Annotated in this window: 15 protein-coding genes and 1 pseudogene; 10 read left to right on the top strand and 6 right to left on the bottom strand. The window is 59.2% G+C overall.

Features of this window, described 5'->3' with window-relative positions:
* The 4 genes and pseudogenes from GBC55_RS01550 to arfB form a co-directional block, all read left to right on the top strand.
* Positions 1-243: pseudogene (locus tag GBC55_RS01550) on the top strand (23S rRNA pseudouridylate synthase B); the annotation flags it as partial.
* Between the two features lie 905 nt (positions 244-1,148).
* Complete coding sequence (locus GBC55_RS01545; RefSeq protein ID WP_162440434.1) at positions 1,149-2,567, top strand: amino acid permease; 1,419 nt, start codon at positions 1,149-1,151, stop codon at positions 2,565-2,567.
* A 108-nt stretch (positions 2,568-2,675) separates the two neighbouring features.
* Positions 2,676-3,371 carry a pentapeptide repeat-containing protein gene (locus GBC55_RS01540; RefSeq protein WP_162440433.1) on the top strand — a complete coding sequence of 232 codons (696 nt, stop codon included), beginning with the start codon at positions 2,676-2,678 and terminating at the stop codon, positions 3,369-3,371.
* Positions 3,372-3,540: 169 nt separating this feature from the next.
* A complete protein-coding gene (gene arfB / locus GBC55_RS01535) occupies positions 3,541-3,954 on the top strand; it encodes an alternative ribosome rescue aminoacyl-tRNA hydrolase ArfB (RefSeq protein WP_123434006.1) in 414 nt (137 codons plus the stop codon).
* Here arfB and GBC55_RS01530 read toward each other — a convergent pair.
* From GBC55_RS01530 to phhA, 6 genes are all read right to left on the bottom strand, one after another.
* Positions 3,951-5,165, bottom strand: a complete 1,215-nt coding sequence (locus GBC55_RS01530; protein ID WP_162440432.1) for an MFS transporter — start codon at positions 5,163-5,165, stop codon at positions 3,951-3,953. The two genes, arfB and GBC55_RS01530, sit on opposite strands and share 4 nt — an antisense overlap.
* 102 nt (positions 5,166-5,267) lie before the next feature.
* Entirely contained in the window at positions 5,268-5,450 is a 183-nt protein-coding gene (locus GBC55_RS01525) for a hypothetical protein (protein ID WP_162440431.1), read from the bottom strand.
* A 72-nt stretch (positions 5,451-5,522) separates the two neighbouring features.
* Positions 5,523-5,654, bottom strand: coding sequence for a hypothetical protein (locus GBC55_RS29775; protein ID WP_268932884.1), 132 nt, complete (start codon positions 5,652-5,654; stop codon positions 5,523-5,525).
* A gap of 302 nt (positions 5,655-5,956) precedes the next feature.
* The gene (locus GBC55_RS01520; protein WP_162440430.1) at positions 5,957-7,150 is read right to left on the bottom strand and encodes an amino acid aminotransferase; all 1,194 of its coding nucleotides are present in this window, start codon (positions 7,148-7,150) and stop codon (positions 5,957-5,959) included.
* Entirely contained in the window at positions 7,150-7,506 is a 357-nt protein-coding gene (locus GBC55_RS01515; RefSeq protein WP_162440429.1) for a 4a-hydroxytetrahydrobiopterin dehydratase, read from the bottom strand. Before GBC55_RS01515 ends, GBC55_RS01520 begins: the two co-directional genes overlap by 1 nt.
* A 69-nt stretch (positions 7,507-7,575) precedes the next feature.
* Complete coding sequence (gene phhA / locus GBC55_RS01510) at positions 7,576-8,367, bottom strand: phenylalanine 4-monooxygenase (RefSeq protein ID WP_162440428.1); 792 nt, start codon at positions 8,365-8,367, stop codon at positions 7,576-7,578.
* Between the two features lie 371 nt (positions 8,368-8,738).
* On the opposite strand from phhA, the gene GBC55_RS01505 reads away from it, so the two are divergent.
* From GBC55_RS01505 to flgJ, 6 genes are all read left to right on the top strand, one after another.
* On the top strand, positions 8,739-10,301 hold the full coding sequence (locus tag GBC55_RS01505) for a sigma-54-dependent transcriptional regulator (RefSeq protein WP_162440427.1): 1,563 nt from the start codon (positions 8,739-8,741) through the stop codon (positions 10,299-10,301).
* A gap of 289 nt (positions 10,302-10,590) precedes the next feature.
* Positions 10,591-11,331 carry a flagellar basal body rod protein FlgF gene (locus GBC55_RS01500; protein WP_162440426.1) on the top strand — a complete coding sequence of 247 codons (741 nt, stop codon included), beginning with the start codon at positions 10,591-10,593 and terminating at the stop codon, positions 11,329-11,331.
* Positions 11,332-11,376: 45 nt separating this feature from the next.
* A complete protein-coding gene (gene flgG / locus GBC55_RS01495; RefSeq protein WP_045058874.1) occupies positions 11,377-12,162 on the top strand; it encodes a flagellar basal-body rod protein FlgG in 786 nt (261 codons plus the stop codon).
* A gap of 52 nt (positions 12,163-12,214) precedes the next feature.
* Complete coding sequence (gene flgH / locus GBC55_RS01490) at positions 12,215-12,910, top strand: flagellar basal body L-ring protein FlgH (RefSeq protein WP_162440425.1); 696 nt, start codon at positions 12,215-12,217, stop codon at positions 12,908-12,910.
* Positions 12,911-12,919: 9 nt separating this feature from the next.
* Positions 12,920-14,026: a flagellar basal body P-ring protein FlgI gene (locus tag GBC55_RS01485; protein ID WP_178114342.1), complete on the top strand. Its 1,107-nt coding sequence runs from the start codon at positions 12,920-12,922 to the stop codon at positions 14,024-14,026.
* An 11-nt stretch (positions 14,027-14,037) separates the two neighbouring features.
* Positions 14,038-15,336, top strand: a complete 1,299-nt coding sequence (gene flgJ / locus GBC55_RS01480; protein ID WP_162440424.1) for a flagellar assembly peptidoglycan hydrolase FlgJ — start codon at positions 14,038-14,040, stop codon at positions 15,334-15,336.
* Positions 15,337-15,343: the final 7 nt, after the last annotated feature.

Genomic DNA, 15,343 nt, shown 5'->3' with positions numbered 1-15,343 from the left:
GAAGGCCGCGGCGCGCCAACGGGCGGTCGCAGCGATCGTGGGGCACCTGCTGGTCGTGGTGAATCAGGTCGCGGTACGCCAGTGGCGGATCGTCCGACCGATACCAAGCGTCCGGCCAAGCCTGCGCCGAAAAAACGCCCAGGCATCGTTCTGGTCGACAAGGACGCGCCATCGGGCAAGCGTCGTGGTGCGCCAGCCGGTTCGGGCCAGCGTCCGGGCTTCGGTCGTCGCAAGCCTGAGTAATCGGTGAGCGGTACATGAAAAACGCCAACCTTCGGGTTGGCGTTTTTTTTTGCACGTCTTTAATGATGGGGTGAATTCAAGGGCCTCTTCGCTAGCAAGCCCACTCCCACGTTCATTCAAGATGTCCCAGAGAGTGCTTGCGCCCATTCACCCTGTGGGAGCCAAGCTTGCTCGCGATGGCGCCTGCGGCCGTTTGTTCTGTGGGAGCCGAGCTTGCTCGCGATGGCGCCTGCGGACATTCCACCCAGTTCCAGAATGGAAATCCTGCGTTACGGCCTGTAACGAAAAACTTACGAAATTCCCCGATTCGTCCAGCGCAATCGACACGTCCTCGATTCTGTAAGGAATTCCTTCCGTCGGGCGCTTCCATGCCCCCTCGCCAGCGCTCTGGCCCGCTTGTTTCAGCTGTCGTAGAAGGATCAGATGCGCCCCATGCCTGCCGTGCAGGTGCATAAAAACAAGGAGGCGCAATGAACGCCGCGATCCATCTTCATCTCCCCAAGGGACGTTTTCTTACCGTTCCCGTCGATGACCCGCAAAGGTCTGACTCAATTTTTGCATCCGCCCGGCAGCTCCGAGGCGGACACACGCAATCCCGGCAACCGACACGCTGATCCAGTGATGTCTGGCAGCAGGGGGTTACAGGTGTACAATGCGCCGCGTTTTAACTGTGACCTCCTGCGCATCTGCGCAAACCTCAGGGCTATCCGCCTTGTTCACTCCGCTGCGCCACAAGCGTGTCGGGTTCGATTTCGTCACAGATAAAAACAAACAGGTGACGCATGAACGTTGTAAATACGCTGAACTCCTGGTGCCTGCGCTGGGGTTTGATCGGTGCTGCTTGAAATCGCAACTGAGCAGCATCGTCTACTGAACATCATCAAACCTTGCGTGAGACCCTTTTCATGAGTGGACAAAACTCGCATTCAGGCGAGCTGAAGCGCGGCCTGAAAAATCGCCACATTCAATTGATCGCCCTCGGTGGCGCCATCGGTACCGGTTTGTTTCTGGGCTCGGCCGGCGTGCTGAAATCTGCTGGCCCGTCGATGATCCTCGGCTATGCCATCTGCGGCTTCATCGCTTTCATGATCATGCGCCAACTGGGCGAAATGATCGTCGAAGAGCCGGTGGCCGGTTCTTTCAGCCACTTTGCTCACAAGTATTGGGGTGGTTTCGCCGGCTTCCTGTCGGGCTGGAACTGCTGGATTCTGTACATCCTGGTGGGCATGTCGGAGCTGACTGCGGTTGGCAAGTACATACACTATTGGGCGCCGGACATCCCGACCTGGGTCTCTGCTGCCGGATTCTTCGTACTGATCAACCTGATCAACCTGGCGAACGTCAAAGTCTTTGGCGAGGCCGAGTTCTGGTTCGCGATCATCAAAGTGGTGGCCATCGTCGGCATGATTGCGCTGGGCAGCTACCTGCTGGTCAGCGGCAACGGCGGTCCGCAAGCATCGGTGACCAACCTGTGGGCCCATGGCGGCTTTTTCCCGAACGGGATTAGCGGTCTGGTCATGGCCATGGCGATCATCATGTTCTCATTCGGCGGTCTGGAAATGCTCGGTTTCACCGCAGCAGAAGCCGACAAGCCGAAAACCGTGATCCCGAAAGCCATCAACCAGGTGATCTACAGGATCCTGATTTTCTACATCGGCGCACTGGTCATTCTTTTGTCGCTGACACCATGGGACAGCCTGCTGGCCACCCTGAATGCCTCCGGCGATTCCTACAGCGGCAGCCCGTTCGTTCAGGTGTTCTCGATGCTTGGCAGCAGCACTGCCGCGCACATCCTGAACTTTGTCGTGCTGACTGCTGCATTGTCGGTCTACAACAGCGGTACCTACTGCAACAGCCGTATGTTGCTGGGCATGGCCGAGCAGGGTGATGCGCCCAAGGCCCTGGCGAAGATCGACAAGCGAGGCGTGCCTGTACGCTCGATCCTGGCTTCGGCAGCGGTGACATTGATCGCCGTACTGCTGAACTACCTGATCCCGCACAGCGCGCTTGAGCTGTTGATGTCGCTGGTAGTGGCCACCCTGGTCATCAACTGGGCGATGATCAGCTTCTCGCACTTCAAGTTCCGCCAGCACATGAACAAGACCCAACAAACGCCGCTGTTCAAGGCGCTGTGGTACCCCTACGGTAACTACATCTGCCTGGCGTTCGTGGTGTTCATCCTGGGTGTGATGCTGCTGATTCCGGGTATCCAGATTTCGGTCTACGCGATACCGGTGTGGGTTGCGTTCATGTGGATCTGCTACGGCATCAAAAACAAGCGTCGTAACCACGGCGCTGCGATGACCGGCTCCGTGATCAAGTAGGAGACGGATGACAACAAAAGAGCCGGCGTCTGCCGGCTTTTTTGTCTGCGGTCCTACAAGAGGTGACGATAGACTGCTCAAGCCAGAAATACAGGACAGGAGGCAAGCATGAGCGAAGAACAAACGCACTACGAAATAGAAGGCGGCCTGTTGGGTCGTGAGGACGTTCAGGCGGCGATTGATCATCACGGCTTGCCGCTGCGCTTCATCGGTGTGGACTTCACCGATGCCGATTTGTCGCGGTTGGTACTGGATCACTGCGAGTTCCATCGCTGTACCTTGCTCCGCAGTCAGTTTCTAGGGGCTCGTCTGGAGGGCACAACGTGGAAAGGGTGCCGGGGGGCACACGGGGTTTTCGAAGCTGCGCACTTGCTTGAGGCATCGTTCGGCAATTGTGATCTGAACAATACGAGCTGGCAGCGAGCTAAGTTGGCTCAAGTCGAGTTCAACGGCTGCAAGCTGACCGGCGCCAACTTCAGTCACTGTTCGGGTCTGGGGCTTTCGTTCAACGAGACGCGACTCAACAGTGCTTTTTTGCCGGGGATGTCCTTTGCCAGAAGCACGCTGAACAACCTGGATTTTTCTGAGGCGGACCTGAGTGATGCGGACTTTCGCAAAGCAGAGTTTGTTGATTGCAGTCTCGCCCATGCCCGTATCAATGGCGCGACATTCGCCGGTGCGGATTTGCGCGGTGCCGATTTGAGCGGCTTTCGACTCAATGATGCGAAACTGTTCAAGGGCGCCGTGATTTCTCGCGCACAAGCCTCGATGCTGCTGTCGGAGCTGGGTTTATCTGTTGCGTAGCAATTATTACCCGCAGGAGCTCAAGCGAAGCAAGGCTGTTATCTTTTGATCCCGCATTTCAGCGATATCGGGAGAAAATCAGGATCAAAAATCGCAGCCTGCGCCAGCTCCTGCAAGGGCGCTCCTTCATTCGCGGTATCCTGCACGTTCTGAATACGGACGCTTTTCCATGCTGGTGATTTCCAACAACGTGCATCTGCCGGATGCCGAGATCGAGTTGACAGCCATCCGCGCCCAGGGCGCCGGTGGACAGAACGTCAACAAGGTTTCCAGCGCCATGCACCTGCGCTTCGACATCCCGGCCTCGTCCTTGCCCGAGTTCTACAAAGAACGCCTGCTGGCGCTGCGTGACAGTCGCATCACCAGCGAAGGCGTGTTGATCATCAAGGCCCAGCAATACCGGACACAGGAGGCCAATCGCGCCGACGCGCTGGAGCGGTTGATCGAGTTGATACTCAGCGCCACCAAGGTCGAAAAGAAACGCCGGCCGACCAAGCCGACGCTGGGCTCGAAGAAGCGTCGACTGGAATCCAAAACCAAGCGCGGCAGCATCAAGGCCGGGCGAGGGAAGGTCGATTTCTAGGGAGCGCCACGCTCTTCACGGTATTTTTCATTAAGGTGCCTGGGCGCCTGGCGGTACAGGTAAACACTCAAGCCCAAACCACTTAATGCGGCAATGGCGGCGAACAGGAAGATCGAGGCAAAACCGAAACCTGCTGCAATAGCACCCGCCAACGGTCCGGTAATCCCTAACGACAAGTCGATGAACAGCGAGTAAGCACCGACCGCTGCCCCACGGCTTGAGGCCGGAACCAGGTTCACCGCTTCTACGCCAAGCGCCGGGAATACCAGCGAAAAACCGAACCCGCTCAGTGCTGCGCCGGCCAATGCCCAGTGGGCGTCCGGCGCCAACCACAGCAGCAGCAAGCCCAGGGTTTCCACCGAGAGACAGGCAATCGCCACGCGAAAGCCACCGAGGCGATTGATCAGATTGCCGAACAGCAACCGTGCACCAATGAAACTGGCGCCGAACAGGCTCAGGCAAAGCACCGCGTTGTCCCAGTGTTGCGTGGCGTAATACAGGGTAATGAACGTGGCGATGGTGCCGAACCCGATCGAGCCCAGCGCCAGACCGCAGCCATGGGGCAACACCCGACCCAGTACGTGCATGAACGGCAAGCGCTCGCCGACGACAATCGGCGCGGCGGTTTTAGGCCAGGCCAGCGCCAGGCCGAGGATGGCCAGCAGCACGATGCTCACGCCCATGCTCCACAGGCCCCACTCCCTCACCAGCAACACGCCCAGCGGCGCGCCGACAGCCAGTGCGCCGTAGCTGGCGATGCCGTTCCAGGAAATCACTTTCGCGGTGTTCGCTGCGCCGACGCGACCAATGCCCCAGCCAATCGATCCCGAGCCCACCAGGCTTTCTGCGCTGCCGAGGACCAGGCGACCGATCAGCAAACTGACGAGGCTAAGCGCCGGCAGACTTTGAGTCCACGCCGAGATCAGCATGAACACCCCACTCAAACCACAACCGGCGAGGCCATACATCACCGCCAGTTTGCTGCCTTTGTTGTCGATGATCTTCCCGGCATACGGCCGGCTGAGCAGGGTGGCGAGGTATTGCACGCTGATCACCAGGCCGGCGATCACGGCGCCGAAACCCAGGTCGCTGTGGACGTAGCCAGGCAACACCGCCAAGGGAATGCCGATATTCAGGTAGCCAATAAAGGTGAACAGAACGATGGAGACAACTTGCAGCGTGACCGCCAGGGGGCGCTGGTTTTCAGACATGGGTAAAGGTCCACGGGAAAGCAGGATAGATAGGCAGCTTATGATAGCGGCGCGAGCGGCCGCAGGTCGTGAAAAAGTAAAACTATTTGCCGGATGGGCTGATCAGGGTTTGGCAGGGGCAACCAGTTGCGTCGTGACCAGGGCGGCCAAGGCATTTTCTTCGCTGCCGAAACGGGCTAGCAGGGCGGCTTGTTTTTCGGGGGAGAGGCGATTCCAGATCTCGATCATTTTCTCGGCGGTGCCGATCAATGCGCTGGCTTGCTCTTCGCTGAATTCGTCAGACATGGGGGGCTCGGGTTTCAGGCAGTGTGGAAAGCGCATGTTAGCGCTTTCCACACGGTCTGGTAGTGCGGTGTATCAGTCTTCGCTGTCAGCCTTGCGACTGTCAGTGGCTTCTTTCGGCTCGGGCTGTTGGGCGCCGGCTTGTTGCGTGGTTGTCTGCTCAGTTTCGTGCAGGCTTGGGAAGGGGAGATTAGGGATCTCGTGCATGGTTCGCGCTCCTCGCAAAGTCTGTTGATAGATCTGGTAGATCCGCGCTTTTACAAAGCTTGCGCAGGATACAGCAGGAGAAATGACAAATAGACTTTTATCTGGGATTTCTGCGACAGATGGCCGCAGCCGGGAACTTAATTGAGACCGGATGTCGCGAGGGAGAGCTTGCTGCCGGTGGGCTGCGAAGCGGCCCACTGCCAGACAACGCGGTGCAACAGATTCATCGAGGGTGAATTTACGACTGCTGCGCAGCCGAGCGGTAGCAAGCTCCCTCCCAAGGGAGCTTGCTGTTACTCAAGCTACTTGCAGACCTCGGCAATCGCCTCGGCTAACAGGTCCAGGCGCGTAGCGTCTATTCCTGCCACGTTCGCCCGGCCAGTACCGACCATGTAGACGCTGTGGTGATCACGCAGGTTCTTCACCTGCTCAGGCGTCAAGCCGGTGTAGGAGAACATCCCGCGTTGCATCCCAATGTGCGCAAAACGTTCACGCAGTCCGTGCGGCTCAAGCGCTTCGACCAGGCCGCTGCGCAGTTGGGCGATCCGCAGGCGCATGGCCTCCACTTCGTCGGCCCACAGGCTTTTCAGTTCAGGATCACCAAGAATGGTCGCTACCACTGCAGCGCCATGATCTGGCGGCGTCGACCACAGGTTGCGGGCAATGTTGGCCAGCTGGCTGCGAACGTCCACCAATTTGTCAGCGGTTTTCGCACAGACAATCAGCGCGCCAGTGCGATCCCGATACAGGCCGAAGTTCTTTGAGCACGAACTGGTGATCAGCACCTCTGGCAACTCGGCAGCGAACAGCCGGGTCGACCAGGCATCCTGCTCCAGGCCATCGCCAAAACCCTGGTAGGCGAAGTCGATCAGCGGCAACAAATCGCGACTGCGCACGATGTCCAGCACGCGACGCCAGTCGTCATGGGACAGATCGAAGCCGGTCGGGTTGTGGCAGCAAGCATGCAGCAACACCACGTCGCCCATGGGCACTTCGTTAAGGACCGCCAGCATCGCCTCGACGTCGAGACGGTTATCCTTGCCGACGTAAGGGTAGTGGCTGACCTTGACCCCGGCTGTCGCGAAGATGGTTTCGTGAATCGGCCAGGTCGGATTGCTCAGCCAGACGCCACGCCCCGGAAGGCATTGGGCGATGAAGTCCGCGCTCAGGCGCAGTGCGCCGGTGCCACCCGGTGTCTGGGTCGCGCCGGCTCGTTGTTCCGAGATCAGCGCGGAATCCGCGCCCAGCACCAACTCGTTGATCGCTTTGCCAAACGCCGGCTCGCCATGACCACCGATATAGGTTTTAGTGGACTGACGGTCCACCAGCCGCGCCTCGGCCAGTTTCACCGCTTGCGGAATGGGCGTCAGGCCTTGGGCGTCTTTGTAGACACCCACGCCGAGGTCGAATTTGCGCGGATTCGGGTCCTGCGCATAGGCCTCCATCAAACCGAGAATCGGATCGCCGGGCACCCGGCCGATGGCGTCGAAGTGCATTACTTGCGGCCCTCGGCGTCCTTGGCCACTTCGTCAGTGCGCGCGGCCATGATGAAGTCATTGCGGTGCAGGCCTTTGATGGAGTGGCTCCACCAGGTCACGGTGACTTTGCCCCATTCGGTCAGCAGGCCCGGGTGGTGACCTTCCGCCTCAGAGATCTCGCCGACCGCATTGGTAAACGCCAGTGCGTGCTTGAAATTCTTGAACAGGAAGACTTTTTCCAGCTGCATGATGCTGTCGCGAACTTCGATGTTCCAGTCTGGAATCTGCTTGATCAGTACCGGCAGTTCTTCATCGCTGACTTGAGGGGCGCCGGCTTGGCAGGCTTCGCAATGGGCTTGGTTCAGAGCGTTCATGGTGTGTTCCTGAATTCGATTCTTGTTGGAAATTACTATCTTTGCGCGCAAGTCGCGAGCGGGATCTGCTCAGGCCGCTTTGGGCTTGGGCGGAAATTTCGGTGCGTGCAAACCAAGCTGCATGCCCTGCTGGACCATGCCCATGATGTCTTCGTGGGCGAGGTCGAACAGGCGCTTGAGATTCGGCAGGACAAAATACAGCGGCTGCAGAATGTCGATGCGGTAAGGCGTGCGCATGCATTCCAGGGGGTCGAAGGCTTGATGCTCAGGCTCGTCCGACAGGCAGTAAACGGTTTCTTTCGGCGAAGAGAGGATGCCGCCGCCATAGATTCGCTGGCCTTGAGGCGTGTCGACCAGGCCGAACTCGATGGTCATCCAGTAAAGACGCGCCAGGTACACGCGTTCTTCCTTGCTCGCCTGCAGGCCGAGTTTGCCGTAAGTGTGGGTAAATTCGGCGAACCAGGGATTGGTCAGCAGCGGACAGTGGCCAAAGATCTCATGGAAAATGTCCGGCTCCTGGAGGTAATCCAGTTCTTCTCGGGTACGAATAAAGGTCGCGACGGGGAATTGCTTGTTGGCCAGCAGTTCGAAAAACGTCTGGAAGGGAATCAGTGCCGGAACGCGGGCGACTTGCCAGCCGGTGGTTTCACCGAGGACCTTGTTGATTTCGCCGAGTTGCGGAATGCGGTCGTGGGGCAGACCGAGTTTTTCGATACCGTCCAGGTACTCCTGGCACGCACGACCCTCGATCACTTTCAGTTGGCGAGTGATCAGCGTGTTCCACACCGCATGTTCTTCGGCGGGGTAATCGATAAAACCTTGCGCATCGGGCTCGCGAGCCACGTATTGCGTCTGCTTCATGCTGCTCTCCTGCTAGGGGATTTCGTTCTTGTTATGTCCAGCTATGGAGTTAGAAATAACCCAAGGTGCGTGGCGATGCAGCAGCAGGTAGGAGCAGCAAGTAGGAAAATTCCGATCAAATCGTAAAGTTTTCGTTACGGATATCCTGCTGTCGCGCAGTTATTGAGTTTTTCGAGTTTGAAAAGCGCCGTAGGTGTCACATAATCTTGACGACTATCTGAGCGCTTAGTCAGAAAGGTCGGGCGCTAACCCTGTGGGAGCCAGCCTGCTGGCGATAGCAGTGTGTCATTCGACATCAACATCGACTGATGCGACGTCATCGCCAGTAGGCTGGCTCCCACAGGTCAATCATCGTTTATCAGGTCTTTCATATGCGTATCAAAGTCCATTGCCAGAACCGCATCGGCATTCTGCGCGACATTCTCAACCTGCTGGTGGAGTACGGGATCAACGTCGCTCGCGGCGAAGTGGGTGGTGAGCATGGGAATGCGATCTACCTGCACTGCCCAAACCTGATCAACCTCCAGTTCCAGGCGTTGCGTGCGAAATTTGAATCCATTGCCGGTGTATTTGGCGTCAAGCGTGTAGGGCTGATGCCCAGCGAGCGTCGGCACATGGAACTCAATGCCTTGCTCGGGGCGCTGGAGTTTCCAGTGTTGTCGATCGACATGGGCGGCTCGATTGTCGCGGCCAATCGTGCGGCGGCGCAGTTGCTCGGCGTACGGGTGGACGAGGTGCCGGGGATTCCCTTGTCCCGTTACGCTGAGGATTTCGACCTGCCAGAGCTGGTCCGCGCCAACAAGTCGCGGATCAACGGATTGCGAGTGAAGGTAAAAGGCGATGTGTTCCTGGCGGACATCGCACCGCTGCAATCGGAGCACGATGACAGCGAGGCCATGGCCGGCGCAGTACTCACGCTGCACCGCGCGGATCGGGTGGGCGAGCGCATCTACAACGTGCGCAAGCAGGAATTGCGTGGGTTCGACAGCATCTTCCAGAGCTCGAAAGTGATGGCCGCCGTGGTCCGCGAAGCCCGACGCATGGCGCCGCTGGATGCGCCACTGTTAATAGAAGGCGAAACCGGCACCGGCAAGGAGCTGCTGGCGCGGGCCTGCCACCTGGCCAGTCCACGCGGTCAATCGCCGCTGATGGCGCTCAACTGTGCCGGCCTGCCGGAGTCCATGGCCGAAACTGAGCTGTTTGGCTACGGTCCCGGCGCCTTTGAAGGCGCGCGGGCTGAAGGCAAGCTCGGGCTTCTGGAATTGACGGCGGGCGGTACGTTGTTTCTCGATGGTGTCGGCGAAATGAGCCCGCGCTTGCAGGTGAAATTGCTGCGCTTCTTGCAGGACGGATGCTTCCGTCGTGTCGGCAGCGATGAAGAGGTTTACCTCGATGTACGAGTGATCTGCGCGACCCAGGTGGATTTGTCCGAACTGTGCGCGCGGGGTGAGTTTCGCCAGGACCTGTACCACCGCTTGAATGTACTGTCGCTGCACATCCCACCGCTGCGCGAGTGCCTGGATGGTCTGACGCCGCTGGTTGAGCACTTCCTTGATCAGGCCAGTCGGCAGATCGGCTGCCCGTTGCCGAAGTTGGCGCCAGCGGCCATGGAGCGGCTCAGTCATTACCATTGGCCCGGTAATGTGCGACAGCTGGAGAACGTCTTGTTCCAGGCGGTTTCCCTGTGCGAAGGCGGCACCGTCAAGGCGGAACATATTCGTCTGCCGGACTATGGCGTGCGTCAGCCCCTTGGCGATTTTTCGCTGGAAGGCGGGTTGGACGAAATCGTCGGCCGGTTTGAAAAGGCAGTGCTGGAGCGCCTGTATTCCGAGCATCCAAGCAGCCGGCAGCTGGGCAAGCGGTTGGGGGTATCGCACACCACGATTGCCAACAAGTTGCGTGAGTATGAGGTGGGCAAGGACAGCAGCCTTTAAGATCAAACGATCGCAGCCTCGTTGCACTCGACAGCTCCTACAAGTAAACACGCGGTCCCCCTGTAGGAGCTGTCGAGTGCAACGAGGCTGCGATCTTTGATCTGTTGCCGCGTAGCGGCATAACACCGCCGGTTTTTCGTCTTCTCTACATTCCTCCTTTCCTCGTAAAACCCCTCAAGTCCTTTGTTTGCCGGGTCCGGTGCCGCCAGAAAAAAGTTGGTCTGCAAATTGCTTATGGCTCAGCAGTACAGCAGTGGGCGGCAAACGTCCGGCATGCAGAGGAAAGAGTGTGGACAAGTACCTTTATGTAGCGATGACCGGCGCCAGCCAGAATGCATTGGCGCAAAAGGCTCATGCGAACAACCTGGCGAACATCTCCACCAACGGTTTTCAGAAAGACCTGGAGCAAGCGCGCTCGATGCCGGTGTTCGGCGACAGCTTTCCGGCGCGTGCGTTTGCCATGTCCGAGCGTCCAGCCACCGACTTCTCCGCCGGCTCCCTGGTGGAAACCGGTCGCGATCTTGATGTGGCGGTTCAGGGCAATGGCTGGATCGCCGTGCAGAACCCGGATGGCGGCGAAAGTTATGTGCGCACCGGCAGCCTGAACGTCGACGCCCTTGGCGTGCTGCGCGCCGGCAACGGTATGCCGGTGATGGGCAACGGTGGACCGATTGCCGTGCCGCCCGAGCAACAGATCGAAGTCGGCGAGGACGGCACTATCAGCATCCGCGCGATGGGCGAAGGCCCGCGAGTGATGGCCGAAGTCGACCGCATCAAGCTGGTCAACCCTGACTTCAAGAACATGACCAAAGGCCTGGATGGTTCGATCCATACCAAGGACGGCAAGCCGGCTCAAGCCGATGCCGGCGTGAAACTGGTGTCCGGTTTCCTCGAGTCGAGCAACGTCAATGCCGTCGAGGAAATGACCTCGGTGCTGGCGCTGGCCAAGCAATTCGAATTGCACATCAAGATGATGAACACCGCCAAAGAAGACGACCAGGCCATGGCTCGGGTCTTGCAGATCAGCTAATTACCAGAACGTCGCGCCGTAAAACAGGCGCACGAGGAGAATCGAATGCTTCCGGCTCTATGGGTTGCCAAAACAGGTCTGTCCGCCCAGGACACCAACCTGACCACCATTTCCAACAACCTGGCCAACGTGTCGACCACGGGTTTCAAACGTGACCGCGCCGAATTCCAGGACCTGCTCTATCAGATCAAACGCCAGCCAGGCGCCCAGTCGACCCAGGACAGCGAACTGCCGTCGGGTCTGCAAGTGGGTACCGGTGTGCGCATTGTCGGCACCCAGAAAAACTTCACCGCCGGCAGCCTGCAAACCACCGAACAGCCACTGGACATGGCTATCGACGGTCGCGGTTTCTTCCAGATTCTGCAGCCGGACGGCACCACGTCCTACACCCGTGACGGTACTTTCCACCTGGACTCCAATGGCCAGATCGTCAACGCCAGCGGTTTCGCCCTGGAGCCGGCCATTGTCATCCCGAACGATGCCCAGACCTTCACGGTCGGTCGCGACGGTACCGTGTCCGTCACCGTTCCTGGCAACGCCGCGTCCCAGGTGATCGGCAACCTGCAAACCGCCGACTTCATCAACCCGGCCGGCCTGCAAGCCGTGGGTAACAACCTGTTCCTGGAAACCGCTGCCAGTGGCGCGCCGCAAGTCGGTACGCCGGGCCTCGCCGGTTTCGGCACCACGCTGCAGAACACCCTGGAAACGTCCAACGTCAGCACCGTTGAGGAGATGGTCAACATGATCACCACCCAGCGCGCCTACGAGATGAACTCCAAGGTGATCTCCACCGCCGACCAGATGCTCTCGTTCGTAACGCAGAATCTGTAATCAAGTCTATGAGGCGACCATGAGGTCGCCTGCAACACCGTGAGGTAGGGTCATGAATCGCTTTGTATCTGTTCTGGCACTGAGTGGGATCACCGCGCTCGCGGGCTGCGTCGCTCCGACGCCCAAGCCCAATGACCCTTATTACGCTCCGGTGTTGCCGCGCACGCCGCTGCCGGCTGCCGCCAATAATGGCTCGATCTATCAGGCCGGTTTCGAACAGAACCTGTACAGCGACCGCAAGGCTTTCCGGGTCGGTGACATCATTACCATCACCTTGAACGAGCGGACCCAGGCGAGCAAGAACGCCAACTCGCAGGTGGGCAAGACCAGCAAGACCGACATCGGGCTGAGCTCGTTTTTCGGTGGTGGTCTGAGCACCAATGATCCGGTGGGCGGTGGTGACCTGAGCCTGGACGTCGGTTATGCCGGCGACCGAGCCACAAAGGGCGACAGCAAGTCGGGGCAGAGCAACAGCCTGACCGGTTCGATCACCGTGACCGTTGCCGACGTGCTGCCAAACGGCATCATCGCCGTGCGCGGCGAGAAGTGGCTGACCCTCAACACCGGCGATGAGCTGGTGCGGATCGCCGGGATGGTTCGGGCTGATGACATCGCCACCGACAACACCGTTTCCTCGACCCGTGTCGCCGATGCACGCATCACCTACTCGGGCACCGGTGCGTTTGCCGATGCGAGTCAGCCAGGCTGGTTCGACCGTTTCTTCCTCAGCCCGCTGTTCCCTTTCTAGGTGGCCATCTTGAATCTTAAACACCTGACGGTGGCCGCCCTGTTGTTGTCCGCGGCCTTCAGCGCTCAAGCCGAGCGGCTGAAGGACATCGCCAGTATTTCCGGCGTGCGTTCCAACCAATTGATCGGCTACGGCCTGGTGGTCGGGCTCAACGGTACCGGTGACCAGACGACACAGACCCCGTTCACCCTGCAGACCTTCAACAACATGCTCTCGCAGTTCGGCATCAAGGTGCCGCCGGGTTCGGGCAACGTGCAGTTGAAGAACGTCGCCGCCGTGTCGATCAGCGCTGATTTGCCTGCCTTCGCCAAGCCCGGTCAGCAGGTTGATATCACCGTCTCCTCCATCGGTAACTCCAAGAGCCTGCGTGGCGGCACCTTGCTGCTGACACCGCTTAAAGGCATCGACGGTAATGTCTACGCCATCGCCCAGGGCAACCTGGTGGTAGGCGGATTCGATGCGGAAGGCCGTGATGGTTCGAAGATCACCGTCAACGTCCCGTCGGCCGGTCGCATCCCAGGCGGTGCGTCGGTTGAACGCTCGGTGCCGAGCGGCTTCAATCAGGGCAACAGCCTGACCCTGAACCTGAACCGTTCGGACTTCACCACGGCCAAACGCATCGTCGACAAGATCAACAACATGCTCGGCCCTGGCGTCGCCCAGGCCATCGACGGCGGTTCGATTCGCGTCAGTGCGCCACTGGATCCGAGCCAGCGTGTCGACTACCTGTCGATCATCGAAAACCTCGAAGTCGATCCAGGTCAGGCGGTGGCGAAAGTCATCATCAATTCCCGCACGGGCACTATCGTGATCGGCCAGAACGTCAAGGTTTCCCCGGCAGCTGTGACGCACGGCAGCCTGACCGTGACCATCACCGAAGACCCGATCGTCAGCCAGCCCGGCCCTCTGTCCAATGGTCAGACGGCGGTCGTGCCGCGCTCGCGGGTAAACGCCCAGCAGGAAGCCAAGCCGATGTTCAAATTCGGCCCGGGCACCACCCTCGACGAAATCGTTCGCGCGGTTAACCAGGTCGGCGCGGCACCGGGTGACTTGATGGCGATCCTCGAAGCATTGAAACAGGCCGGCGCGTTGCAAGCCGATCTGATCGTGATCTGAGGACGACGACCATGGATATGTTCAAGAGCGGTCTGGTCAGCAGCAGCGACTCGGGTTCCTATTCGGACCTGAATCGACTGAACCAGCTCAAGGTCGGCGACAAGAACAGCGATGGCAACATGCGCAAGGTTGCGCAGGAGTTCGAGTCGCTGTTCCTCGGAGAAATGCTCAAGTCCATGCGCTCCGCCACCAACACGCTGGGGCAGGACAATCCGCTAAACACGCCTGAAGCCAAGCAGTACCAGGAAATGTACGACCAGCAACTGGCTGTTTCCATGTCCCGAGAGGGCGGTGGTATCGGTCTGGCCGACGTGTTGATGCGACAGATGTCGAAGAACAAACCGATGGCGCCGGGTGAGGCTGCTGCAGCGTCCGCCGCCAAGCAGGCCGAAGCGAAAGCTGCCGTGGAAACGCCGATTGCTGCCGGCACGGTCGCCACCAATGGACCATTGTCGCGCCTCAATGGACAGCGTCCGCTGTGGGCTTCGCGTTCGATCCATGCGCCGCAGGCAGCAGGCGAGGGCGCACACCGCAACGACATGGCGTTGATCAATCAGCGTCGACTGGCGTTGCCTCCGAAACTGGCGGATCGCTTGCTCGCGGGACTGGTGCCATCGGCATCGACCCCGGCGGCGACAGCCACCTCGGCGATCAACAAAATCGAAGTGCCGCCAACCAGCACCACTGGTTCCGGCTCGCTCTATAACGGCGATTGGCTGACGGCGCAGACCGAGGCGCCATCGACCGGACGCCTGCAGATTTACGGCCGTGCCATGGCGCAGATTCCGCTAGCGCCGGCGAAGAAAGCCTTTAGCTCCGCCGACGAATTCGTCAATGCCATGCTGCCCATGGCCAAGGAAGCAGCCGACCGCATTGGCGTCGATCCACGCTACCTGGTGGCCCAGGCCGCGCTCGAAACCGGTTGGGGCAAATCGGTCATGCGCGCCCAGGATGGCAGCAGCAGTCACAACCTGTTCGGCATCAAGGCCAGCAATAGCTGGAAGGGCGATTCGGCGCGGGCCATCACCAGTGAATTCAGGAATGGCGAGATGGTCAAGGAGACGGCACAGTTCCGTTCCTACGACTCGTACAAGGACAGCTTCCACGACCTGGTGACGTTGTTGCAAAGCAACAATCGTTATCAAGATGTCGTGAAGTCGGCCGATAACCCGGAACAATTTGTACGCGAGTTGCAGAAGGCCGGTTACGCAACCGACCCGAACTACGCAAACAAGATTTCGCAGATAGCCAAGCAGATGACGAGTTACCAGAACTACGCTGCGGCGGGCGTTTCCACCACGCCTATATAGGCACAAG

Origin of the sequence: Pseudomonas sp. TNT3, assembly GCF_010095445.2 — a bacterium.
Taxonomy (GTDB): Bacteria; Pseudomonadota; Gammaproteobacteria; order Pseudomonadales; family Pseudomonadaceae; genus Aquipseudomonas.
This window is presented reverse-complemented; position numbering and strand designations above follow the sequence as displayed.